Annotated in this window: 38 protein-coding genes and 1 pseudogene; 12 read left to right on the forward strand and 27 right to left on the reverse strand. The window is 64.7% G+C overall.

Going from position 1 to position 21092, the window contains the following annotated elements; all coding sequences use genetic code 11:
- Positions 1–177: 177 nt before the first annotated feature.
- The 3 genes from GAK28_RS21555 to GAK28_RS21565 are packed head-to-tail and all read right to left on the reverse strand — an operon-like array spanning position 178 to position 1870.
- Positions 178–399: a hypothetical protein gene (locus GAK28_RS21555; protein WP_291784281.1), complete on the reverse strand. Its 222-nt coding sequence runs from the start codon at positions 397–399 to the stop codon at positions 178–180.
- 11 nt (positions 400–410) lie between these two features.
- A complete protein-coding gene (locus GAK28_RS21560; protein WP_291784284.1) occupies positions 411–629 on the reverse strand; it encodes a hypothetical protein in 219 nt (72 codons plus the stop codon).
- Positions 626–1870, reverse strand: coding sequence for a DNA-binding protein (locus GAK28_RS21565; protein ID WP_291784286.1), 1245 nt, complete (start codon positions 1868–1870; stop codon positions 626–628). Before GAK28_RS21565 ends, GAK28_RS21560 begins: the two co-directional genes overlap by 4 nt.
- A gap of 344 nt (positions 1871–2214) precedes the next feature.
- Here GAK28_RS21565 and GAK28_RS21570 point away from each other — a divergent pair, with 344 nt between their 5' ends.
- From GAK28_RS21570 to GAK28_RS21625, 12 genes are all read left to right on the forward strand, one after another.
- A complete protein-coding gene (locus GAK28_RS21570) occupies positions 2215–2565 on the forward strand; it encodes a hypothetical protein (protein WP_291784287.1) in 351 nt (116 codons plus the stop codon).
- A 22-nt stretch (positions 2566–2587) separates the two neighbouring features.
- Positions 2588–3262, forward strand: coding sequence for a DUF6283 family protein (locus GAK28_RS21575; protein ID WP_291784289.1), 675 nt, complete (start codon positions 2588–2590; stop codon positions 3260–3262).
- Position 3263: 1 nt separating this feature from the next.
- A complete protein-coding gene (locus GAK28_RS21580) occupies positions 3264–3539 on the forward strand; it encodes a hypothetical protein (RefSeq protein ID WP_291784291.1) in 276 nt (91 codons plus the stop codon).
- Positions 3533–4168, forward strand: coding sequence for a hypothetical protein (locus tag GAK28_RS21585; RefSeq protein WP_291784293.1), 636 nt, complete (start codon positions 3533–3535; stop codon positions 4166–4168). Before GAK28_RS21580 ends, GAK28_RS21585 begins: the two co-directional genes overlap by 7 nt.
- A complete protein-coding gene (locus GAK28_RS21590; RefSeq protein WP_291784295.1) occupies positions 4165–4584 on the forward strand; it encodes a hypothetical protein in 420 nt (139 codons plus the stop codon). Before GAK28_RS21585 ends, GAK28_RS21590 begins: the two co-directional genes overlap by 4 nt.
- Before the next feature lie 2 nt (positions 4585–4586).
- A complete protein-coding gene (locus tag GAK28_RS21595; RefSeq protein WP_291784298.1) occupies positions 4587–4829 on the forward strand; it encodes a hypothetical protein in 243 nt (80 codons plus the stop codon).
- On the forward strand, positions 4829–5338 hold the full coding sequence (locus GAK28_RS21600) for a DUF1643 domain-containing protein (protein ID WP_291784300.1): 510 nt from the start codon (positions 4829–4831) through the stop codon (positions 5336–5338). Before GAK28_RS21595 ends, GAK28_RS21600 begins: the two co-directional genes overlap by 1 nt.
- 15 nt (positions 5339–5353) lie before the next feature.
- Positions 5354–6985: an ATP-binding protein gene (locus tag GAK28_RS21605; RefSeq protein WP_291784302.1), complete on the forward strand. Its 1632-nt coding sequence runs from the start codon at positions 5354–5356 to the stop codon at positions 6983–6985.
- Positions 6986–7041: 56 nt separating this feature from the next.
- Positions 7042–7383 (forward strand): hypothetical protein, encoded by a 342-nt coding sequence (locus GAK28_RS21610; RefSeq protein ID WP_291784305.1) that lies wholly within the window; start codon positions 7042–7044, stop codon positions 7381–7383.
- Positions 7376–8500: a site-specific integrase gene (locus GAK28_RS21615; RefSeq protein WP_291784307.1), complete on the forward strand. Its 1125-nt coding sequence runs from the start codon at positions 7376–7378 to the stop codon at positions 8498–8500. Before GAK28_RS21610 ends, GAK28_RS21615 begins: the two co-directional genes overlap by 8 nt.
- Positions 8500–8913, forward strand: coding sequence for a hypothetical protein (locus GAK28_RS21620; RefSeq protein ID WP_291784309.1), 414 nt, complete (start codon positions 8500–8502; stop codon positions 8911–8913). The genes GAK28_RS21615 and GAK28_RS21620 overlap by 1 nt, the downstream gene beginning before the upstream one ends.
- A gap of 121 nt (positions 8914–9034) precedes the next feature.
- A complete protein-coding gene (locus tag GAK28_RS21625) occupies positions 9035–9751 on the forward strand; it encodes a hypothetical protein (RefSeq protein ID WP_291784311.1) in 717 nt (238 codons plus the stop codon).
- Between the two features lie 60 nt (positions 9752–9811).
- On the opposite strand, the gene GAK28_RS21630 is transcribed toward GAK28_RS21625, so the two are convergent.
- The 24 genes and pseudogenes from GAK28_RS21630 to GAK28_RS21745 all read right to left on the reverse strand — a co-directional run bounded on the left by GAK28_RS21630 (position 9812) and on the right by GAK28_RS21745 (position 21075).
- Entirely contained in the window at positions 9812–9940 is a 129-nt protein-coding gene (locus GAK28_RS21630) for a hypothetical protein (RefSeq protein WP_291784313.1), read from the reverse strand.
- A gap of 171 nt (positions 9941–10111) precedes the next feature.
- Positions 10112–10468: a hypothetical protein gene (locus GAK28_RS21635; RefSeq protein WP_291784315.1), complete on the reverse strand. Its 357-nt coding sequence runs from the start codon at positions 10466–10468 to the stop codon at positions 10112–10114.
- Between the two features lie 15 nt (positions 10469–10483).
- Positions 10484–10660, reverse strand: a complete 177-nt coding sequence (locus GAK28_RS21640) for a hypothetical protein (protein WP_291784317.1) — start codon at positions 10658–10660, stop codon at positions 10484–10486.
- A gap of 18 nt (positions 10661–10678) precedes the next feature.
- Positions 10679–10933 (reverse strand): hypothetical protein, encoded by a 255-nt coding sequence (locus GAK28_RS21645; RefSeq protein WP_291784320.1) that lies wholly within the window; start codon positions 10931–10933, stop codon positions 10679–10681.
- 154 nt (positions 10934–11087) lie between these two features.
- Entirely contained in the window at positions 11088–11426 is a 339-nt protein-coding gene (locus tag GAK28_RS21650) for a hypothetical protein (RefSeq protein ID WP_291784322.1), read from the reverse strand.
- Positions 11423–11632: a hypothetical protein gene (locus GAK28_RS21655; protein WP_291784325.1), complete on the reverse strand. Its 210-nt coding sequence runs from the start codon at positions 11630–11632 to the stop codon at positions 11423–11425. The genes GAK28_RS21650 and GAK28_RS21655 overlap by 4 nt, the downstream gene beginning before the upstream one ends.
- 35 nt (positions 11633–11667) lie before the next feature.
- A complete protein-coding gene (locus GAK28_RS21660; protein ID WP_291784327.1) occupies positions 11668–12396 on the reverse strand; it encodes a hypothetical protein in 729 nt (242 codons plus the stop codon).
- Positions 12397–12417: 21 nt separating this feature from the next.
- The gene (locus GAK28_RS21665; RefSeq protein ID WP_291784329.1) at positions 12418–12753 is read right to left on the reverse strand and encodes a hypothetical protein; all 336 of its coding nucleotides are present in this window, start codon (positions 12751–12753) and stop codon (positions 12418–12420) included.
- Between the two features lie 9 nt (positions 12754–12762).
- Positions 12763–13296 carry a hypothetical protein gene (locus GAK28_RS21670; RefSeq protein WP_291784331.1) on the reverse strand — a complete coding sequence of 178 codons (534 nt, stop codon included), beginning with the start codon at positions 13294–13296 and terminating at the stop codon, positions 12763–12765.
- 22 nt (positions 13297–13318) lie between these two features.
- Entirely contained in the window at positions 13319–13798 is a 480-nt protein-coding gene (locus GAK28_RS21675) for a hypothetical protein (RefSeq protein WP_291784333.1), read from the reverse strand.
- 9 nt (positions 13799–13807) lie between these two features.
- Positions 13808–14404, reverse strand: coding sequence for a hypothetical protein (locus tag GAK28_RS21680; RefSeq protein WP_291784335.1), 597 nt, complete (start codon positions 14402–14404; stop codon positions 13808–13810).
- Positions 14401–14703: a hypothetical protein gene (locus GAK28_RS21685; protein ID WP_291784338.1), complete on the reverse strand. Its 303-nt coding sequence runs from the start codon at positions 14701–14703 to the stop codon at positions 14401–14403. Before GAK28_RS21685 ends, GAK28_RS21680 begins: the two co-directional genes overlap by 4 nt.
- Positions 14700–15050, reverse strand: coding sequence for a hypothetical protein (locus GAK28_RS21690; RefSeq protein ID WP_291784340.1), 351 nt, complete (start codon positions 15048–15050; stop codon positions 14700–14702). The genes GAK28_RS21685 and GAK28_RS21690 overlap by 4 nt, the downstream gene beginning before the upstream one ends.
- Before the next feature lie 13 nt (positions 15051–15063).
- Positions 15064–15456, reverse strand: coding sequence for a hypothetical protein (locus GAK28_RS21695; protein ID WP_291784341.1), 393 nt, complete (start codon positions 15454–15456; stop codon positions 15064–15066).
- Between the two features lie 86 nt (positions 15457–15542).
- Positions 15543–16271 carry a hypothetical protein gene (locus GAK28_RS21700; RefSeq protein WP_291784343.1) on the reverse strand — a complete coding sequence of 243 codons (729 nt, stop codon included), beginning with the start codon at positions 16269–16271 and terminating at the stop codon, positions 15543–15545.
- A 5-nt stretch (positions 16272–16276) separates the two neighbouring features.
- Entirely contained in the window at positions 16277–16564 is a 288-nt protein-coding gene (locus GAK28_RS21705) for a hypothetical protein (RefSeq protein WP_291784345.1), read from the reverse strand.
- Positions 16557–17222, reverse strand: coding sequence for an AAA family ATPase (locus GAK28_RS21710; protein ID WP_291784347.1), 666 nt, complete (start codon positions 17220–17222; stop codon positions 16557–16559). Before GAK28_RS21710 ends, GAK28_RS21705 begins: the two co-directional genes overlap by 8 nt.
- A gap of 243 nt (positions 17223–17465) precedes the next feature.
- Positions 17466–17719 (reverse strand): annotated as a pseudogene (locus GAK28_RS24895) (hypothetical protein).
- 274 nt (positions 17720–17993) lie between these two features.
- Complete coding sequence (locus tag GAK28_RS21720) at positions 17994–18251, reverse strand: hypothetical protein (RefSeq protein ID WP_291784351.1); 258 nt, start codon at positions 18249–18251, stop codon at positions 17994–17996.
- A gap of 215 nt (positions 18252–18466) precedes the next feature.
- Positions 18467–18991 (reverse strand): hypothetical protein, encoded by a 525-nt coding sequence (locus GAK28_RS21725; RefSeq protein ID WP_291784353.1) that lies wholly within the window; start codon positions 18989–18991, stop codon positions 18467–18469.
- A 1-nt stretch (position 18992) separates the two neighbouring features.
- Complete coding sequence (locus GAK28_RS21730; protein ID WP_291784355.1) at positions 18993–19361, reverse strand: hypothetical protein; 369 nt, start codon at positions 19359–19361, stop codon at positions 18993–18995.
- Positions 19339–19668, reverse strand: a complete 330-nt coding sequence (locus GAK28_RS21735) for a hypothetical protein (RefSeq protein ID WP_291784357.1) — start codon at positions 19666–19668, stop codon at positions 19339–19341. Before GAK28_RS21735 ends, GAK28_RS21730 begins: the two co-directional genes overlap by 23 nt.
- A gap of 68 nt (positions 19669–19736) precedes the next feature.
- Positions 19737–19952: a hypothetical protein gene (locus GAK28_RS21740; protein WP_291784359.1), complete on the reverse strand. Its 216-nt coding sequence runs from the start codon at positions 19950–19952 to the stop codon at positions 19737–19739.
- A 94-nt stretch (positions 19953–20046) separates the two neighbouring features.
- Positions 20047–21075: a S49 family peptidase gene (locus tag GAK28_RS21745; protein WP_291784361.1), complete on the reverse strand. Its 1029-nt coding sequence runs from the start codon at positions 21073–21075 to the stop codon at positions 20047–20049.
- Between the last annotated feature and the right edge of the window lie 17 nt (positions 21076–21092).

A 21092-nucleotide genomic window follows, 5' to 3' on the forward strand; every position in this document is an offset into this window, starting at 1 on the left:
TGACCGACATCGCCAGCGGTGCAGACGACCGGCACTGCTTCTCAGAGAGCGATGCGCGCATGGAGGGCACTGACCGTCACTGGTGAGGGCTTAACTGACTTCCCTGTTCCATTGCTCCCCGAACCCCTAAACCGGGCCGATGGGGCGGTCAATACGCCACGCAACAACCGTTTTGTGTCAGACCTCGCTGTATCCGTTCCTGCGCCGCTCAGCCTCGACGCGCTTGAGTCCTTCGTTGACGTTCTTCTCACCGACCGCCGTCGTGCGGCTCCCGCCGAGGCGGCTGAACTTGCCGCCCCAGCGCGTGACCAGCACGCGGTCTCCAAACAGGTCCGTCATCACGATCGTCTCGTAGTAACGGGCCTCGGTCTCCCATCGCCGGTGAATGACATGGGACACCTGGTGTTGCTCTAGCTCGGGGCCTGTTGGCCCGTCCACGTCTGGACCGCCTCGATGCACTCGGGGCGCACCTGGTCGGCGCGGAGTTCATCGCACCGCTGGCAAGCCATGATCCCGAGCAGCTCGACCAGAGGGCCACTTTCCTTGGGAAGCACCTGATCGACGATCGGATGCTTGGCGATGCAGGCCGTCAGCGCCTGCTGCACTTGGTGCCAGGTCACGCTCGTCATGTCTTCTTCTCCCAGAACCAGGTTTCGGGAAGGCCGCCATCAGCCACATCGAGCCCCTCATACCGCTCCTGGTGCTGGGCGCAGAACGCCTCCAGCTCCTCCAGCGTGCGGAATGAGGGGGTGATGGGGCGGCTGCCGGTCGGCGAGGGGACGCCCAGGTACAGCAGCTCCGGCTCGTCGTCGCCGCCAGAGCCGTCGAATGACAGTGCCACTTCAAGCAGCTCGACCAGCTCGAAGGCCGCCGGCTTGGTCACGAGCTGGGCGCGAAGCCCTTCGCGAACCTGAGCCTTCAGCCGGCTGCTTCTGGCTGCCGAGTTCTGCTCTAGGCGGGCGAGCAACTCGTCCACGCGCCGAGTGAGGCGGTCGCGCTCGTCGGTGAGGGCCGCGTTGCGTCCGCGCAGCTCGCCAACCTCCAGCCGCAGTCCGCCCAGCTCTTCCGTCTGGGTGTTGAGCTGTCGCTTGAGCTGGGCCTCCATCAGGCTTCGATCCGACTCGACTGCGGTCAGCCGTTCCTTGATGACGCGGCCCAGCTCGCGAGCTTCTTCGATCTGCATCTTGGCGAAACGAACCTCGCCGGCCAGGCGCTCCTCCGATTGAGCGCGGGCCTGACGCTCCGCCTCCAGATCAGCGGAGAACCGCTCCTCGGCCTGCCGGCGAGCCTCGACCTCGGCAGCCGTCTGGCCTTCGGCGTCGGCTGCTCGCTGGAGTGCCGCCAGCTTCTCGGTGCGCTCGATCGCAAGCAGGCGCTCGGCCTCTTCGCGCTGGGCGTGCGCCGCCGTCGCTTCCGCCCTGGCTCGCTCCGCATCGGCAATGGCCTGCTCCATGCGCTGCTCAGCCTGTTCGGCGGCCAGCCGAGCGTGCTCGACCCTGGCTTGGGCCTCCTCACGCTGGCCGTCCAGCGACTCGTTCGCCTTCTGCATTGCCAGAGCCCAGAGGCTGCCCAGGACCTCGCCCGTCTTCGTCAGCACATCCTCGGGCAGATCGACTCCCTCGATCCGAACGCGAGCTTTGTCCCGGATGCTGCGCCAGAACTCGTCCAGGTCCTTGCTGATGTCTGTGAGGCTGCCCTTGCGGGTGTAGCTGTAGACGAGCTGCACGCTGGGATAGAGGCCGTAGCGGAAGAACAGCATCGCGGCTGTCTCCCTCGACAGGTCCTTCCGCGCATCGAACCGGTTGGCCAAGCCCGCGACTTCGGCGCGAATCTTGGCGTCGATCTCGGGCTCAACTTTTCCAGCTTTCATGTGGCGTCGTCCGTGGGTGTCGTGGGCTCGGAGCCGCTCGCGGCCCCCTCTACAGAAGTCAGTTCCGATGCTACGCACGATCGTTCGTTACGTCAAGTAATACGGCGTACAACGTTATGAATATAACTTTCTCTTGCAGTCTTGTTTGATTACTGCCATAATCACAACAAACGTGGGGACGGCCCTGCGTTGAGGCTCGGGACGCCGTGAAACATCAGCGCGGAATCGCCCCGAAATCTTGAAATCGCAAGTCAAATCAACGACTTGGACGGCGCACCCTCGGTGGCGTGAAACATTCCGCCGAAGTGGTCGCTCCGCCGCCCTCGCGGGCTCGGGAGACGGAAATGAGTGGTCAAGAGGAAGTCGGTTCGGGCCTGGCGGCGGCGACGATCGCCAACGCCGGGCCGTGTGCGTGTGGTGGGTGCGAGGGCTTCTCATGCCCTGACGCCGGCGGCGGCGTTCGAGGCTGCGTGTGCGGCGACAAGGAGCGCTACGTGCGCAACGTCGCCTCCGGGTACTGGAGCACCTTCCATGTGCCTGCCCATCGTGTCGAGCTGACCGACGAGTTGCGCGGTGGCTCGATGGGCGAATACAGCCAGGTCTACGAGCCGCTGGAGGCGCTGAGCGACAAGGAGTTCGCCGCCGCCGTGCTGGCGTGCTGGAACGACTACGCGCGTGGGGAAGGTTATGTCTGAGGCCGCTAACGGCGCAGTGACCGTGCGTGTCCGCATCAGCGCCGCCATCGACAACGAGTATGCGAACCGTGCTCCGGACTTCCTGCCGCTCGACAAGTTGGACATCGGGGTTTGTGAGCTGACCCTCGCCGAGGCTCGGGAAGTGCTGGCCGACGCCGAGTTCAACGCCGACATCAAGGGCGGCCCCGAAGAGATGCCGGGCGGCACCCGCAGGGCCTATGCCGCGCTCGTGAAGCAGCTCTGCAAGGCGATCGCGGCGGCGGAAGTCAAGGCCAGTTCAAAGGAAAAGCCAACCGTCACGCAGGTCCGGGCTGCCGGTCCAGACCACCAGGTCGTGACGGTGGTCGGTGGCCGGGGCACTTATCGTCGGCAGCCGTGTAGCGATTGCCCGTGGCGGGTGGATGCTGTGGACGAGTTCCCGGCTGAAGCCTTTCGACACTCGGCGGGCGTGGCCTATGACATGAGCCAGCACACCTTCGCCTGCCACCAGTCGGGCCAGAAGCGACCGGCGGTGTGCGCGGGCTTCCTGCTGCGTGGCGGTGCCCACAACCTCGCTGTTCGGCTCGGCTACCGGTCTGGCCGCTTTGGTGACGACGTGACGGACGGCGGCGTCGAGCTGCACGAGTCCTATCGAGCGATGGCGATCGCCAACGGCGTCGATCCCAGCGATCCTGTGCTCGCCCCCTGCCGAGACTGACATGAACACCAACGACGCCATCAAGGTCGAGATCGAAGAGTCCCTGGAGGGCCAGCGCCGCCGTATCACCGTGACGGTGGTACTGAGCAACGGCCACGCCACGACCGTCGATGGCCTGGTCGAGCGGACGATCATCACGCGCAACGAAGTGCGCCACGGCGTCACCTGGCCGTCGCTCGGGCGCATGACGCCGCAGGACGCACGGCTGGTGGCCCGCGCGATCGAGGTCTGCGCCGGTGAGGTCGATCGCCTGCGAGAGGAGTTCGCATCGTGCTGACCCACCAGCTCGAAGGGCCGCCCTTCCTCGACCCGTTCTGGTTCAACCGCATGCGCCAGGGCCAGCATGCCGCCGTGGTCTCGCCTGGTGGCGTGGTCAGCGTCGAGGGCGTGCCACTGCGTCTGAGAGGCGACGCTCCGGCACCAGGCCAGGCCGTTCGCGTCTGGATCACGTCCTCGGGCTACTTCGTGTGCGCGACGCTCGACGAGATCGAGCGCGTTGCCCAGGCCCAGCGCGAAGCGCAGGAATTGGAAGCGCAGCGCCGGCGTCAGCAACTCAACGCCTTGCGTGCCGACACGGAAGCGTTCAACGCCCAGATCGCGCTGCCAGTGCGCTGGGATGTGGGCATCAAGGACGTGCTCTCGGGCCTCGGTGAGAACTCCTGGGGTGATGGGCGTAGCAAGGCGACCGTCGAGCACATCTATCTGCTGGAGCCACTGCTTGCTGGTCGGCTGTCGCGGCTGGCTGGTGACTTCCTCTGCACGGCTGCTGCCGGGACCAACGGGAAGCGCTGGTCCACCAAGGTGGTCGAGCGCTCTCACGATGGCGAGGGCACGCCGTATCAGCCCAAAGTGACTTGCAAGGCGTGCCTTGCGCTGGCCCAACGATGGATCAAGGAGTCGTCATGAAACGAGCACAGCAAGCCCGCAACGCAGCGCGGGCCTACGCGGAAGGCAATGCCCTCTCCAGCATCAACGCGGCTCGCCGGGTCGCTGCTGGTCTGGACGTGCTTCGGGCCACAGATGCCGACAAGGCGCTGTTGACTCCGCACTACGCGAAGCTGCCTCTCTCCACGCTGCGCGACTACCAGGAAAACAACGAGACGGCGGGAGCGCTGATCGACCAGGGGCGCGAGCCCTTCCTGGTCAACCGTGAAGCTCTCGCGTTCGACATGCACCCGTTCATCGAAGTCTGGGATGTCGAAGCGCTGCCGTTCATGAGCGGGCACTCCCGCCACTTCAAGAAGCCTGGCACCCAGGTCATGACATCGACGCAGCGTGGCGATGCCTTGCTTCCTCTGGACGCCCTGCTCGTCTGGCGCTGACCATGAATGCCCCGGCGCTGGTCCCGAAGTTCCAGAAGCTCTACCTGTGTCGGTACGGCTTCAATGGCGCGACGCAGGTGTGCCTGTTCCTGGGCTACCAGGAGAGCGACGGCTACATGGTGCGCAAGTGGCGAGCGAACTCTGGCCGGTGGACGAAGCCGGTGGCAATCGCTCCGCGAGACCTGCTCCGTGCAGCGTCGAAGGCGGACTGCCAGAAGTACGCCGTGGACGTTGGGAGGCTGTGATGGAAGACCTTCTTGGCCGCTCCAGCGGCGCGAAATTCAGCTCGTGCGGCAGCTACCGCTATCGCCTCTGGCGCAGGTGGGACGCTTCGCGCCCTACCCTCGCCTTCCTGATGCTCAACCCGTCCGTCGCCGGCGAGACCGACGACGATGCCACCGTCACCCGGTGCATCGCCAGGGCCGCCAAGGGCGGCTACGGGGCCTTGGAGGTGGTCAACCTGTTCGCGCTGGTCTCGACCGACCCCCAGGCCCTCTACGCGCCTGGGATCGACCCGATCGGGCCTGAGAACGACCAAGCCATCACCGAGGTGGCCCGTTCCTGCGAAACGCTCGTGTGTGCCTGGAGCCCCCACGCCCGCCACCTGGGCCGCGAGGCCCACGTTCTTGGCCTGCTCGACCAGCTCGGCGTGGTCCCGCATGTGCTGGTCATCAACAAGGACGGCACGCCCCGACATCCGCTGTACGTCGGCTACTCCGTCACGCCGGTGCCCTGGGCTCACCAGGCCGCCTGAACGAAAGGATTTCCCATGTCACTGACCGTCTCCACCGATCTCGTCGAAGCGACGGGCACCGACCAGCTCAAGAGCTATCGCGACTACGCCGAGGGCATGCGTGGCGATCGCGAGCTGGAAATCGACACGGCCAAGCTCGATGTCGATGGATTGAACGACCTGCTGGCCGCAGCGAAGGCTGTTGGGGACACCAAGACCGCCCGCGCGGTGGAGTCCATCCTCTTCGCGCGGTCCGGTCGCTTTGACAAGCCGGTGGCGAACTTCAAGGCGTTCAAGGGTGTTCTGGAAGCCTTCCTGAAGGCCGACATGATCGACGGCTGGATTTACGTCACGGGTGACGATGGAAAGCTGTACCCGCAGCTCGTGACTGCCGTCACCTACGACGACGGCATGAGCTACGGTCGTGGCAAGTCGAATCCCACTGTTCGCATTCACACCATCAGCTATGGCTTTGCGCTCGATGGCAACTACAAGCCGCACTTCGGCGTGAACGAGAAGGCCCACGGCTTTTACCCGCAGATCGTCGCCAACCGGCGGGCGGCTGACATCCTGGCTGCCGAGGGCATCTACAAGGAGACGGCAGCCTTGCGTGAGGCTCACCTCAAGTCGCTGGAGCGCCACCGTGAGGTGACGCAAGACGCCTTTGCCAAGCAGTTTCGCGTGACCGGCGCGGTGTACCACTATGAGGAGGAGAACTACCAGAGGCGAGGCCAGGAGCTGTCGGCTCGCAAGGTGATCCATGACCTCGACTCGAAGGACTATGCGCCGGCGCAGCGCAACGCTGAGTCGTATCTGTTCGCCGAAGGCGACGGGCTTGGGCTGCTTCCGGAGCATCCGGTGGTAAAGGTTTTCGACCTGCGCACGCACGAGTTCTTCTGGGTGCATGGGGACAACATGGAGCCGCACCGCTACGACAAGTCCCTGCGCGAAAAGCTGATCCTGCCGCCGACACACCGCGACCTCCTGGACGTTCTTACCACGGACCTCGGTGCGTTCGTCAACGACTTCGTGGAAGGCAAGAGCGCCGGCAACGTGATCCTCTGCAAGGGCATCCCCGGTGTCGGCAAGACCTTGACCGCCGAGGTCTACGCGGAGCTGATCGAGCGCCCGCTCTACTCGATCCACTCGGGTGCCCTGGGCACCACAGCCGAGGCCATCGAAGAGAACCTGAAGGTGATCTTCCAGCGTGGAAGCCGCTGGAACTGCGTTCTCCTCCTCGACGAGGCGGACGTGTTCGTTGTCCAGCGGGGCAACAACATCGAGCAGAACGCCATCGTGGCCGAGTTCCTGCGGACGCTGGAATATTTCGACGGTCTGCTGTTCATGACGACGAACCGCCCTGACGACATCGACGAGGCCATCATCTCACGGTGCGCGGCCATCATCGACTACGCCCCGCCGACAGCCGCTGACGCCGCCGCTATCTGGCGGGTGATGGCAACACAGTTCCAGGCCGAGCTGGGCGACGAGCTGATCGCGGAGTTGGTCGCTCTCTTCCCAGAGATCGCCCCGCGCGACATCAAGATGCTGTTCCGCCTGGCTCTCCGCGTCGCGACGGCGAAGAAGGAGCCGCTCACGGTGAAGACGTTCCGGCGCTGCGCGATGTTCCGGGCCATCAAGATGCACGCCGAGGACGTTGCTCCGTGACGGGGATCGGCGCATGGCTTGATGCTCTCGACCCCGCCCCACTGGAGTGCGACGGGATGACCCGCGTGCTCTCGACGCTCATGCAGAGCGATCTACTGGAGCATCGGGTGTTCGTTGGCCGCCTTGATGTCGAGGGCTGTGGGGCGATCCCGACCCATTGGTGGATCGAGCTGCCCGATGGGCGAATCTGCGACCTCCGCGCTCGCATGTGGCTGGGCGGAAGCGCTCTCGCCCCGCACGGCCTCTTCTTCGCCGGCGGCGGCCAGCGGTACTCCGCCAGGGAGGAACTTGCGCCCTCCTCCATCTGCCTGCCCCACGTCGTCTTCGAGCTGCTCGCCGGGCAGGCTCTGGAGGCGTTCCCATCGGTCGCCGAGTCGGAGGTCCTCGCACATGCCTGACCAGACTCCAGACGTGCCAGCTACGACCCAGGTCCTTGAGCTGGCTCGCCCTGATCGCGCAGACCTCGTGGTCGCGGCCACGGACCGCAACGCCATTGAGACCTGGCTGGCCTCGTACAAGACGCGCTCCGCGCACACGTCCAGGAACTTCCGAAGGGAGGCTGAGCGCTTCCTGATGTGGCTGGACGCCACCAAAGGCCCGTCAGACCGCCTGTTGCCGGCGGCGACGGCTGACGATGCCAACCGCTACCTCGACTTCCTTGGAGCGCCCAGGCCCTTCAAGGCCGAACTGCTGGTCCGCTACAACCGCACCGAACAGCCGTTTCGCGGGCCTCTGGCGCGTGCCAGCATGCGCCAGGCCATCGTGATCCTGCACGGGATGTTCGAGGCGCTGCGCAACGTTCCTGACGAGGACGGGGGCAGCTACATCCGCATGAATCCCTGGGTCCTGGTCCGTGATGCGGCGACGGGCGAGGAAGACGACGAGATCGAGGAGGCGCTCACCTTCGAGGAGTGGGATGCCGTCCAGCAGACCATCGAAGGCTTGCCGCGCGAGACGGCGCGAGATCGCGCTCACTACGCCCGCACCAGGTGGATTTTCCAGCTCCTCTATCGGGCCTTCCTGCGCCGCGAGGAGGCGTCTGTGCTGCTCATGGGCAGCTTTGAGAACGGCCCTGACGGGTGGCGCATCAAGCTGCTGGGCAAGGGCCGAAAGATCGCCAGGATCGTCGCCTCACGCAAGCTCATGGCAGAGCTGACGGTGTATCGCCAGTTCCTTGGGCTACCTCCCCTGCCCGCACCGGGCGAGGACCGCCCTGCGATCTTGGCCGTGATCGGCAAGGAGAAGCCGATCAGCGACCAGGCGATCTACGCGATCTGCACGACCATCTTCCGCATGGCCGCCGACCGTCTCGGCGAAACGGACGCTGCGGCTGCGGCCAGGCTCCGGTGCGCCACGCCGCACTGGATGCGGCATACGGGCATCTCGCACGCGATGGAGCGGGGTGTGGACCCCCGCTACGTGCAGGCCCAGGCGAGGCACTCCAGCCTGAAGGTGACGGCGCGGTACGACCACAAGGAAAAGCGCCGGTGGCGCGATCAGTTGGAGAAGATGTGATGACCGAGGTAGAGCAGGCAGTCGAGGAGAAGGTGCGTGCGGCGATGCAGTCGTCGCCGGCACCCCTGGCGGTCGCCAAGGCCGGCGAGCCGCTGGCCGTCGAGGAGCGAGAGCGCATCCTGCGCGTGTCGTTCGCCGAGATCGTCAAGGGCGTCGGTATCGAGCACTTCCGCGCGTGTCCACCGGAGCTGCTGGAGGAGTTCTCGGTGCTGGCTCTGGCGTCAAACCACAACGTCAAGGGCATCTTGGTCTCGGTGATCCGGTCGTTCATGGCGGCCTACGCCACCCCGGAGACCCACGAGTCGGCCTACGTGTGGCTGTGCCAACTGGAGGCCCTGGTCCAGGCCGCCAGGACCTCGCGCTTCGCCGCTGCGGGCACAACAGGCACCACGGCCACCAGCGTGCTGCATTGATGGCATGAATTCATGTCATGTCACATGAGGGTGTTGGCGTGGCCTGACTGACCACGCAACGGATGAATCCAGTGCAACTCGACCGCTCCGACCGGAGCTTTTTTCACTGGAGGACATCCCCATGACCGCTACCACCATCGACCAAGCCATCGAAATCCTGGGCAAGACCCGCGATGGCTCCGATCTCGCCCCGCACCACATGACCCTCATCGAGGCCGTCGTGAGCGCGGGCCGGTTCGATCTGACCGAGCAGCAGGAAATCGCCCTGAGCGAGCTGCACTCTGCCGTGTCGAAAGGACGGTACTCGGGCAACGCCATCTGGTTGCACGGTATCGAACACCTGACGAAGAACGATCGGGGCTACGTGTACTGGAAGGGCATCGAGGTGGAGCACTACAGCTTCACCGATCCCGTCGCCGAGAAGAGTGCCGCCCTGGCCCTCGCTCAGCGTTGCCTGACGATCGAGTCCAAGGGCTTCCCCGTGAACTGCCGGTCGGTTCTCGACCAGAAGTTCCTCGACGCCCCCGCAGGCACGCCGTGGCTCCCGCTGCTGCTGCGCCTGTACTCGATCTGCCTGGCTGACGGAAAGGCCCGCTGGCTGATCCTGTCCAAGCCTGGTGAGCATGCCGTCGCGATCACCAAGACCGACGCCGGCACGCTGGAGACCCGCCACTACGGCCCGGAGACCGATGGCTCTGGCTGCTACACGGCGTTCCACGCCCTCGAACGTGAAGGCTCTGCCCCCGGCAGCATCTTCACGAGCACCTACGAGTCGCTGATCGCCGCTGTCCAGGCTGGTGGGTTCACGCCCGCTGACATCGAGCAGGCCCTCGCCTGATCCTTGACCCACCCAACCCGTCCCTCATCTGAGAGACGGGTTTTTTCTTGGCCGGCTGGCCTACTTCTGCACCCACACGCCGCCGGTCTTCACCGGGGACTGGCTCACCACGACCTTGGTGCAAGTCCACTTGCCGAACTTCGTGTCTGTGGTGGAGCCAATCGGGTAGGCACCCGAAACGCCGTCCACGGCGGCTGTTTCCTGTAGGAGGCAGAGCCCGTCGAGAGCGGGGTAGCTCCACGGCATAGGCGTCGGGGACATCGCCACTGCTGCCGCCGACATCGTGACGACGATACCCAACGCTGCGAGCCTTCTGCGGTTCAGCATGCTTGTCACCTCACACAGTTGGAAGACGTGTGGTCAGGAGGCGTCCGGCCACTTGATGCCCCATGCCTCGCACAGCCGCAGGATGCGGTCGTGGCCGTCTGGAATGAGCTTCCAGAGGTCGGCCTGACCCCACCGCAGCGCGTCGAGGCAGACCAGCATGTCGTCGCTGATCTCGACATCGACCGTGCGCAGCTCGAACAGATCGAATGGGAAGCTCGCACCGTCGAAAGTGGAAGCGACGAACTGCGCGACACGCTTGATCTGGCCGGATTCGCTTCGCTCGGCCAGCGTCACCAGCCGCTCGTAGGCTTGTGCGGCAGCCGCCTGCGCCTTGTTGGCCCGCTCCGCCCAATCGCGCTCGCGGCGCTCGACTTCTTCGTGAAAGCTCATAGCCGCTCCAGTGGCTTAGTTGGGGTCGATACCGAACTCGCGCAGCAGCTCCGCGATGCGGCTGCTCGTGGTGGCGTAGTTCGGCAGGTAGATGCGCGAGCCGGTGGCGTCGCGGAGCTGCTTGCGGGCCTCCAGGAGCAGCTTGGTCAGCTCCTCGGCCTGGTGGGGCGTCAAGGTGGTGGGGATCGTCATATCCGCTCTCCAGTTTTCTCAGAAGATGACCTGCCAAGACTGCGCCCTGAACCGCTTCGAGTCCAGGTCAATCGGCTCCAGTCCTTCAAGGCGCATACCGGCTGCTCCGATCCACACGACTCGTGCGCCGACCAGCTCGGCAAGCAGTGTCTTGCCGTCGTTACCCCACGCATGAGCTTTGCCGTCCCGTGCGTCGAAGGAGACAGACCCAGCCACTGGCTCTGGCTGGGTGATCTGCTCGCCTAAATCGCTCATCAGCTTGCAGAACTTCATCGAGTATTCCTTGCGAAAAAAAAGCCCCAGCAAGGGAGGAATGCTGGGGCTCTCAACTGCGGGGTCACTGCTGTCATCAACGGTGCCCGCCCTGCTCAGGGAGGAATAGCAGGTGCGTGCGAATGTAGCAGCGTTTTCCAAAAGATAACTTTGCTCAGGCGTGAACGTTGTGCCCGCGCTGCGAGTAGCTCGTCAGCTCGGCGGCCAGGGCCGCCCTCCCCTCGGCGATCAGCGTCTGGATCGGCTTGCCGGTCAGACGCTCGCAGGTCTCAGCGGACACGGCCTTGTCGTCCACGATGTCGTGATTCGCATCCAGCCGGTCGGCCATGAAGCTCGACTCGCCGGCGAAGGTCGGGACGTTGGCCCAGGCCGCATCGTCATCTGCCTTCGTCAGGAAACCCGCCCCGCCGAGCTTCACGGTCTCCCCTGTGGTGTCGTCGAAGAACACGAGCTGGATGTAGCCCGCGCAGCTCTGGGATTCGGTGGTGGTCATGCGTCACCTCCGGTCGAGTCGTCGTCGCTCTGGCGGCCCATGTCCCGCGTCTTGCCGAAGAGGAGGGTATGGCCGTTGTCCTTCGGATCGAAGTTGATCTGGATGGACGTGGTGGTGTTGCCGAGAACCGCCTCCCCGAAAGCAGGCGGGGCTGCCTCCAAGTCGGTCAGATCGGTCGTGGCACGGAACTCAGTCTTGGTGGTCATCTCATGTTCCTCGGTCTGTGGTTTCTCGTCGGTGCTCAAAGGCACCAAGGGGTTGAGTCGTTGGCCTTCAGCACCTGCTCGATGCTGGGCTTGAGTGCTTGGTCACGGGGCATGCCGCAGGCGTCTGCGTCCCGTACCACGCGCACGACGAAGGATCGGGCAAGCGAAGGTGCCAGGGCGTTCAATGCGGACAGGAATGCGGGGCTGGAGCACTCGGCTGCTACTCCTCCTGTTCCGCACAAGGCCAGTGTCTGCTGCATGAAGCCATCGAGCTTCCCAAGCTGATCGGCTGTAGTGGCTGTTGACGCGACCTTCGCGAAGGCGGTCAGGAGAACTTCCCAATCGCCTACCCTGGCCGCCGGCGCAAGTGCGGCGCTCGCGTCATCCAGAGACGGGAGTTCCGTCGAGATGTAGGCCACGAACTCTCTTGCCGCTGCCGTGTCTGGCCCCTGCGTCTTGCGCCAACTGGACCAGGCCGAGTACAGGCTGGACCAGTCGCCCTTCACCATGCCCCAGGACCAGGCCGGGGGTGCCCGCAGGGCCGTCGTTGGCGGGCTGTGGGCCGCTCCAGCGCCGGTCTGGCGACCCGCCGCAGTCGGAGCCGTCGCCTTCAAGGTAGCCGGAGCCGCGTCCACGCTCGTGTCGAACGGCTTCTCGACAGGCTGCGTGGACGCCGGCAGAGCGGGCTGATGCTGGTTGGCGACCGCGATCAGCAGTCCACCTGCCAGCGCAGCCAATGCAATCCGAGCGGTGGTGGTGCTCATGGCTTCGCTACGCGCCGTCCGTCAGCCCCGGCGGATGTCGCCAGACATCGTGGACACGGAGCCGCCGACTCGACCGCAGGACACGTCGCCGGACATGCATTGCACCGAGCCGGTTACATCGCCGCACCGCACGTCGCCCGAGGTGGTCTTGACGTGCCCGACAGAGCCGGTGACTTGGATGCGATCGCAGGCGTCCGCCTCAATCGCCTGGAGATCACCGTGAACCTCGATGGTGATCTGCTTGGCGTCGGGGGTCACATCCTTGCCATCGACGACGACGCGCCCGTTGGAGATCACGACGTTGCCGCGACCGGAGGAGATGATCGTCTTGCCGTTGATGTTGATGCGAGTGGTCATCTGCTCACCTTAGACGCGCTGCTTCAAGAACTTGCTCTCGGACGGCATCCGCCAGCCTGCGGCTGCTTGGATAGCGTCGGCCTCGATGTCGGTCCACATGGACACCAGTTCGAGGTCGAAAATGCCCCGCTCCTCGATCTTGTGTTGCAGCGTGCGGAGCGCCTCCTTGTCCACGGGATCGTATGCAGCCAGCAGCAGGTCAACGTGCTCCGCATGGGTTCGCGGAGCCGTGCTGTACATGCTGATGTAGCGGTAGACCGCCAGGCCGCCGAGGAGCGCCAGCCCGAGTGAAATCAGGCTGTGGATGTGGAGGCCCAGCCGATTCAGCCCCTCGGCGATGCCGAGCACCGCGAAGCAGGCGATGGTGCCCAGGCCAATCGCGTTGCCGATTCGCGTGGGCATCGTGCCCTTGCGCCAACCTGTGATGACCGCGCGTATCTGCTGGAGGCGTCGCCACTTGGCCTTGAACTGGGTGTCGCCGTCCGGCTGGCCGTGTTGCCCGCCGTCGCCTCCACCGCCCTGAATCACTTGCAGCTTGCTCATGAACGTGACTCCTGGGCGTGGTTCAGTTGAAGGTCCGGTAGTTGCTCTGCTGGAGCATGCCGAGCATCTCGGTGGCCGTGGGCGAGCCGTGCTCTGCTGCGTACTGGAGCAGCAGCGTGGCGCGGTCGCCGCTCGAAGCCACTTCCGGCGTCGTCATGCCACCGGGAACCCGCGTTGCCGCGATCACGCCGATCGCGAGCATGCGGCCAGCCTGGTCGGCCCACTGGGACAGCGAGTTCTTCGCCTGGATGGCGCACGCCGCCACATTGGCAGACATCACCTTGCCCTGGGCCGCCGCAGTGAAGAAGTCTTGACGTGCGAGGGTGCCGCCGAGCTGCTTCTCCTGCTGCGCGATGAAGGGTTGGTCGCACTTGGGATGGATGCTCAGCACCGTGCTTTGCACCTGGAGAGCGGCCCAGGCATCCGCGTCTGCCACGCCGGCAGACGCGGTGCTGGCGGCCAGGGTCAGGAGCGAGGAAATGAAGAGGGTTTTGATGTTCATGACGTACTTTCAGACCTTGCAGGTTGCGTTGTGAATGGACCGTGCCACGGTGACGGCGGCGTCCGAGGCCTCGACCTTGTTGAGGTCCCACACGGGCGCGTCGGAGAGCGACTGGACGATCGCGGCACGAAGCTCATCGGGCAGGTCCTCGACGAACCTGTTCAGCGCGGTGTCGGCTGTTTCGCGCTGGGTTGGCGTGCCCACGGCGCTGTGAAGCACGGGGCCGCCGAAGAAAACCAGGCCGAGGCTGTGAAGGCGCATGCGCCGGAGCATGTCACCCAGGGACGGTTGCGTGGCCTGGGGCGGAACCGTGGGGCCGCCGGCGTCCTTGGTGTGGGCGACTTCCACCAGGCGCATCAGCTTGAACGCAGCATCCTCGGCTTTACCCTTGTCATGGTCCGACGAGTGCAGGTACTGGGTTCCCTTGATGGTGAAAAGGACTCGCCATCTCGCTTCGCCGCCCTGGGCTTCCTGCGCAGCGAAGTCGAACGTCTGCTCAACGTCGATTCGCTCGATGTCGGTCAAGCGAAGCCAGGTCGTGTTCGTGCTCTCGCTGGCCTGCGCCGGCTTTGCGGTGATCCAGCGATCGCGGTTCGTTGTACTCATGAATGCGTATCTCCCTTGGTGGTTGCGGTGATTCTGTCGCCGAAGATGCAGTTGAGCTTCTCGGCGAGGTAGGTGATCTCGAACGACTCCATCGGCAGCTCGTGGCCGGCGTGCTGGTTGCACTCGGTGAAGTCGATGCCGGCCTCGTGCGCTCGCTGGCAGGACTTCAGGTAGGCCGCCATCACGCCGGCGAACTCGATGAAGGGATGGTTCCCGATCTGGATGGCCGAGCTGTAGAAGCGCCGGATGGTCTCGTCCATCCTGGCGAGAGCGCTGGCTCGCTCCTGTTCGGTCATCATGAAGGGGCTCCTTTCTGGCGGTTCTGCCCAGATTGTGCGGAAGGCTCTCGCCGGCGACTGCCACGCCGGTCGTCGATGTCCTCGCGCACGGTGAGCTGCTGGAACTGCAACAGCATGGCCTTCACCCGTCGTGGAACCTTCGGATCGGACATGGCCGCCTTGCAGAGCTGGCCTTGCACGAACACCATCTGCCGCTTGAGCGCCTCCATGTTGGGCTGTTCGAGCCCTCGGTTGAGGTTGGACACGATCATCATCGTGTCGCGTCGCAGACGGTAGACGTAGGCGTCCGAGAGGGGGTCTGCCGCACGCTCGGCGGCGTCGCGTTTGGAGGGGGTGGTGTCGAACATGGCACCCTCCCCTTCATGCGGTCGCGCGGTACAGCTTCAGGCGACTGGTCATCTTGCCGTTGACGGTCTTGAAGACGACAACGCCCTTGCCGTTCTCCAGCTCGACGTACCGCTCGTTCGGTTCGACCAGCTTGGTGACGAAGATGACGGAGGGGGATGGTGCCGCCGCAGCGAGATCGACGCTGGGCATCACGGGCATGCCCATGAGACCGATCGTCAGCAGGCCGGTGGCCGCGATCGCCGCCGCCGGCGGGGCGACGAAGAAGACTCCGGCCAGGGCCAGCATTGCGATCCGTCGCACCGTGACGGGCGACGCGATGCGGGCATAGCCGACGCTGAAGGCCAAGCCGAGGGCCAGCACGGCAACAGTGCCGAGGACCAGGAAGGTAAAATCGAAAGTAGCCATTGCGCTCTCCTGTAGTGCAATTGGTCAGGCGGACAACGGCGGGCCAACGCCTTTGTTCCGCCGCCTAGATGACGGTGGGTTTCGGTTCAGTACATGCCGTAGGCTCGCTCGAAGTAGTCGTGAGCCATGTGGCGCTCATCGCTTCCGTTGGAGCTGTAGCCGTCCTCTCGCGGCTCGTCGAGATAGTTCTGGAGCCCGCAGAGGTCGGCGATGAAGCCTCGCAGGACCTGCTCGACGCTGATGCCTTTCGTGGAGCACAGGTCCACGAATTCGGGTGGCAGGTCGAGCACGATCGGCCAGGACTGGTCCTCGATCAGCGCACCCCCTGTGCCGGGGATCACGCCGACCTTGGCGAGCACGATGTCGCCGTCGATGCGCCAGGCCCACTTGCCGTCCTGGTCGCCCTCTTGGTGCCGACGAAGGTCCTGGTCCGGATAGGTCTGGAAGCCGTAGCCGTCAGCGCTGGCGTCCTCATCGCGCACGCGCAGGATGCCGATCGTCCCCTCCTCCCAGCCGCCCCACTTCAGCGGGAAGGTCCGCGTGGTGTGGTCGGCCAGCTCGAAGGTGATCGTCTTGGCTTCGGCGTCGCGGCTCTTGACCTTGGTGTCGAAGAGCGGCGTCGCCTCTTGCTCCAGGTCCTCGCGGTCCTGCTGCTCATCCGTCGCGCCGAGACGGGCGGCTTGTCGCAGGGAGGAGAGGCAACCGCCCCATCCGGCCTGGTGAGCGGCCTCCAGGCGCTTCGCGTCGTCCACTGGCATGAGCCGGATCGCGTTGATCTCGTCCTGCGACAGCGGGAAGTAGTGCTGGTCCAGCATGGCGACTACCCCTTCTGCTGCGTCAGCTCGGCGATCTTCGCGGCGATCGCCGGCGTCAGCACGCGGATGCAGAACTCGTGCATCGAGTGCGGCGTGTTCTCGGAGATGAACTTCAGCTTCTGCAACTCGGCATCGGTGAAGCGCATGTTGAAGCCGCTGCGGCGCTTCTTGTCGTCCTGGCCGATCCAAGGATAGGACTCGGTGGCCGGCAAGTTGTTGGCCGCCGCGATGAAGTCATCGGCGGACCGAGCGTCTTGACCCTTGCCGCCAGGAGCCTTGCTGAACTTACTCATCGCCGAAGACCTCCTTGTAGAGCTGCTGTACCTCTTGGGTGGCCTTGTCGTTCGGCTCGGCGAACTCGATCACGCCCTGGCCCAGGCCGGCGGCACGCCGGTAGATCGTGCGATCGCGGATGACCGACTTCGCCAGGGTGAACGTGTCGTAGTCGCCCACCAGCTCGGCGGCGTCTTTGGCGTCTGTCACCTGGTGGTGAGTCGGGCCACGCGAAATCACGAGCAGCGTGCGCAGCTCGGGATTGAAGCCCTGGGCCTGGCGGACCAGCTCGTCCAGGGCCTTCAGCGTCCACAGGTCGAACTGGCTGGCCTGGACGGGCGACACCAGGACCTCGGCCTTCGTCATCGCCGCACGCAGCTCGACCGAATCGCGCCCGCCGGCATCGACGATGATGTCCTGGTAGCGCAGGGAGAGGTCCTCCAGCTCGCGAGCGAGGCCCTTGCCGAACTTCTGCACGCTCGCGATGCGCGGCGTGATGCCCGCCTCGTCTCGCGTCAAACACCAGCCGCTCGCGCTGCCCTGCGGGTCGGTGTCGATGAGCACCACGTCGCGACCCGTCGTGGCACGCAGTGCCGCCAGGTTCGTGGCGATGGTGGTTTTGCCGGTGCCGCCTTTCTCGCCGCCGACTAGGATGATCCTGCCTTTGCTTGCAGCCATCGTGTGTCCTCCAAGGTTGGGTTGAAATGACATAGTGCGATCTGACATCGCATCATGTCATGTCATTCTAGTGCGCGCGGTGCGCCTGTCAACAGGAATTCGCTTCGGACTTCTGTGTGGCCCGAGATGCCCATGAAAAAACCCCAGGCTCACGAGGAGACGCTGGGGTTTGTGGGGTAGCTGTTGAGGCGTGGTCGTGCGGGATTGGCTGTACGGCCAAGCGCATGCCCATCGCTTCAACGTTCAGGGGTAGGGCTTCTGGGTCCAGTCGCCGCTCTCCAGGGCCTTGTCCGCGAGGGTCTTCGTCGGGAAATACTCGACGGATTCGCGCGAGCAAGGGCCTTCTTCATCGAACGTGCCGATGTAGAAACCGGCGTTCGACTTGAGCACTGCCAGGGGCAGGCGCTTGTTGCAGAACTCGCGTGCGAGCTGGCCGAAGCGAAGCCACTTGCCGTCCTTGAAGTCGAGCTTCCCGGCTTGAACCAGACGGCCCTGATCCTCGGACAACGGTGCTCCGGTGCAGGTCGAGGTCAGCGTGGCCTCGGCTCCCTTGCAGACTGTGCAGAGCGCAAGGCCGCCGTCACAGAACTGGCAATGGGCCTTCTGGCAGTCAACGCACTTGTACAGGGTGTGATTCATGATGGTGGTCCTCCAAAGGTGAAGTGCTCCGGGGTGGAGCGGTCAATTTGCAGGGAGAACATCCATTGCGGCGCAGCCTATAGAAATGACATGAGGTCATGTCATGTCGCTTCTGCACCGCCGGCGCTGGGCCTACCCCAAGTCAGGGCACGGCTCGCCTCGCTCTTGCCGGTCGATGGCACCACGGGCCATCTGCGGGTGAAGCGTCTTGGCCGCACGGATCAGCGCAGCCACCTCGCGGGGAACTTGGTGCTCGTAGTTCGGCGGGACAGCGGCGAGCTGTGCGCTGATGCTCCAAGAGCGCATGTGGTCCAAGTCGTCCTCGGACAGTTCGGGCTCGCGGCTGCGGAGCAAGCGACCAGCGAAGCGGCTCCAGAGCCTCTTCAGCATTGCCCGTCCTGTTCCTACATTTCCTGGGCTGAGGATGTCAGTCCGTGCTGAAGGCGCAGCAGGCTGCGTGCCAGCATCTTGATCTTCTTGCGGGTGCGGCGGTTCGGTGAACGGGCGGCTCGGCGAAGGCTCTTCGTGATGCGCTTTCTCATGCACCAACTTTAGCGAGAGAGCGAAGCGGGACCAGAGCCTCTTTAACATTGCACGGCCTCCCCTTACGTCGCCTGGGTTGAGGAGGTCAGCTCACGCTGGAGCATGGTCATCAGAGGCGTCAGCGCCGCGTCGTCGCCGGCGACGAACTCACGTTGGCCTTTGTCCGTCAGGGCCAGGTGCAGCTCTTGGGCGACGGCCACGCCAGGTGGCTTCGACACCACGATCCAGCCCAGGCGGCGGCACCGTTCCGCAGCAACGCACGCGAGCATCTGCACCGCGATCCTCGGATAGCTCTCTGGGTCCAGCTTGGCACCAGGCTCGCGCAGCTCGGCCTGGATGCCGATCAGCGTCACCGCGTGCAGGTCCTCAAGGTCCTCGGCCCGAACCCCCTCGGCTTTGCCGCTGGCGACGGCCAAGGCAGCTTCGCCCAGAGCCTTGAGCACGCTGTCGGGCTGAGTGCGCAGCCACCGTGAGACGGTGAACTTCGGCACGCGGGGGCTGAGCCTGGCTACGTGGGCGAGGTCCTCGGCGAGCCGCACGCGGCGGCCCGATTCCGTCTTGATCTCGCGGATGTCGTTGGTCTTCATGTCAGGTGGCCTCGAAAGCCGTGAAGGTGACGCGCCCCTTGCCCCCTGCGAGGTGCCCGTCACCGTGTGCCTGGTGCCTGGCGGCTCGGTTGGCCTCGGCCTTGGTCTTGGCTGTGATGCCTCGATACCAGATGCCCTCACGCTCGTCCCAGGCCGGGTACTCGAAGCTCAGCCGGACATCAAAGTCCCGGTAGGGGCGAGCAGCCGCAGGACCCTCTTGGCGACGCAGGCCGAGTGCTTGCTCGACCTGGTGCAGGGTCCCCTCGAAGTGCGGCTGGTCGTAGCCGTTCACGAAGGCGTAGAAGCGCCCCGAGTTCAGAACGCCGATCCTTGGATCGGAGAGCTGGTCAGTCGCGCGGTTTGCAGGCATCGCCGAGCCTCGCGCATGCAGCCTGGAGGTCTAGCGCCGTCCCGATAGACGTAAACGGGACGACTCCGATGAACGGAGCGGCTGGACGGACCTCGTAGCTTCCATCGGTCCGCCTTGCGAACCAGATGCGCTTGAACCAGGGGCCGGACACGTCGATAACGCCCAGCTTTGCGGCTGCTTCGGCACTCATGACGCCACTGGTCCTGCGCATGAAGTAGTGGTTGTCCACCATTCCCCCAGCAATGAGCAGCAGCGTCAGCAGTACGAAGCCGACCTTCAGTGCAGATGACGTTCTCGAACTATCCATTGCATGATCTCCAAAAGCCTGATGACGAAGCCGACCGAGTATTCAGTTCTGGTGGCTCATGGCATGAGCTATGGCATTGCCGCCCGTTGTTGCTGAGCCATGATCCGCTCGCGCGCCTCCTTGACATGGCGCTTCCGGATGACTTCGCCAGATGGCACCACTTTGCCGAGCATCTGCCGTACATCATTGGGCAGCGTCCGAAGCTCCGCCGGTGTCAGTGGGTCGTTGGACCTTGACTCCATGAGTCCCGAGATTCCGAGACCGAGCATGATTAGATCGAACATTGTTCAAGTCCTGGGTTCGTTGCCGGGCTGATCTGGCGCGGGATGCGGATGTTGAGGGCGCTGCATCGGTGTCCTACCAGTGCAGCGCGAGACATCATCGAATCGTCGTCTCCGGCGTCACCGCGTTACGGATCGCGCCGGCCATGACCGACTGCGCCCAGTCGCCGACCGATGCCGAGAACAGGCCGGAGCCGCCGTTGCGGGGGCCGAACTCGTACACCTTGGCGTCGGGGTACTTGCTTGCGACGGCTTCGATGGTGCCCAGATCGTCGATCAGGCCCAGCTTCTTCGCGCCCTCCCCGTCCCAGATTTCCCCGGTGTCGTACTTCACGTCGCCCTGGAGCAGCTTGCCGCGACGGTCGTGCAGTTCGTTGGCGAAGCGATGGCCCATCAAGTTCACGATGCTCTGCGCCTTGTCCTCAGCGGCCTGGGTGGACGGAATGAAGGGGTTGAGCATGGCCTTCAGCTCGCCGCTCGCGTAGACCTTCTGGTACACGTCGAGCTTGGCGAGGGCCTTGTGGACATCCCAGGTGGACATCACCGCCCCGATCGAGCCGACCATGCTGTAGCGCCCCGCGTAAATCTTGTCCGCGTGCAGCGCGATCATGTACGCCGCGCTCGCGCCGACGTTCTGGATCACGGCGTAGACCGGCTTCTTGTGCTTGGCCTTCATCTCGTCGATGACGAAGTTGATGCGCTCGGCCTCGACCGGTGCGCCGCCAGGCGAGTCGATCGCCAGGACGATGGCCTTCACGTTGTCCGCCTCGAAGGCCCGCTTCAGCGCCGGAACGACCTTCTCCGCCGATGCGATCGAGGTGTTCATGATGCTGCCTTCGATGCGGATCACGACGACCAGGGGATCGTCGGGGACCACACGCCAGCCGTTGATCGAGAGCTGGAAAGCGACGTAGTAGATGAAGCCCAGGCCGAACATGGCCGCGAACGCAGTTCGCTTGAGGAAGGCCCAGGTGCGGTCGTGCCGTCGTTCCTTGATGATGTCGGCCAGCACGGTGTTCGCCAGCGCGACCTGGACCTCGCGGTCCTCGGGCAGCGCCTCGATGGCGGCCAGATCGTCCTTGCCCTTGAAGAGTCGGGCCATCCAGCCCTTGAAGCGATTCCACATGGTGTTGCTTTTCCTTC

Source organism: Luteibacter sp. (assembly GCF_009912395.1).
Classification (GTDB): Bacteria; Pseudomonadota; Gammaproteobacteria; order Xanthomonadales; family Rhodanobacteraceae; genus Luteibacter.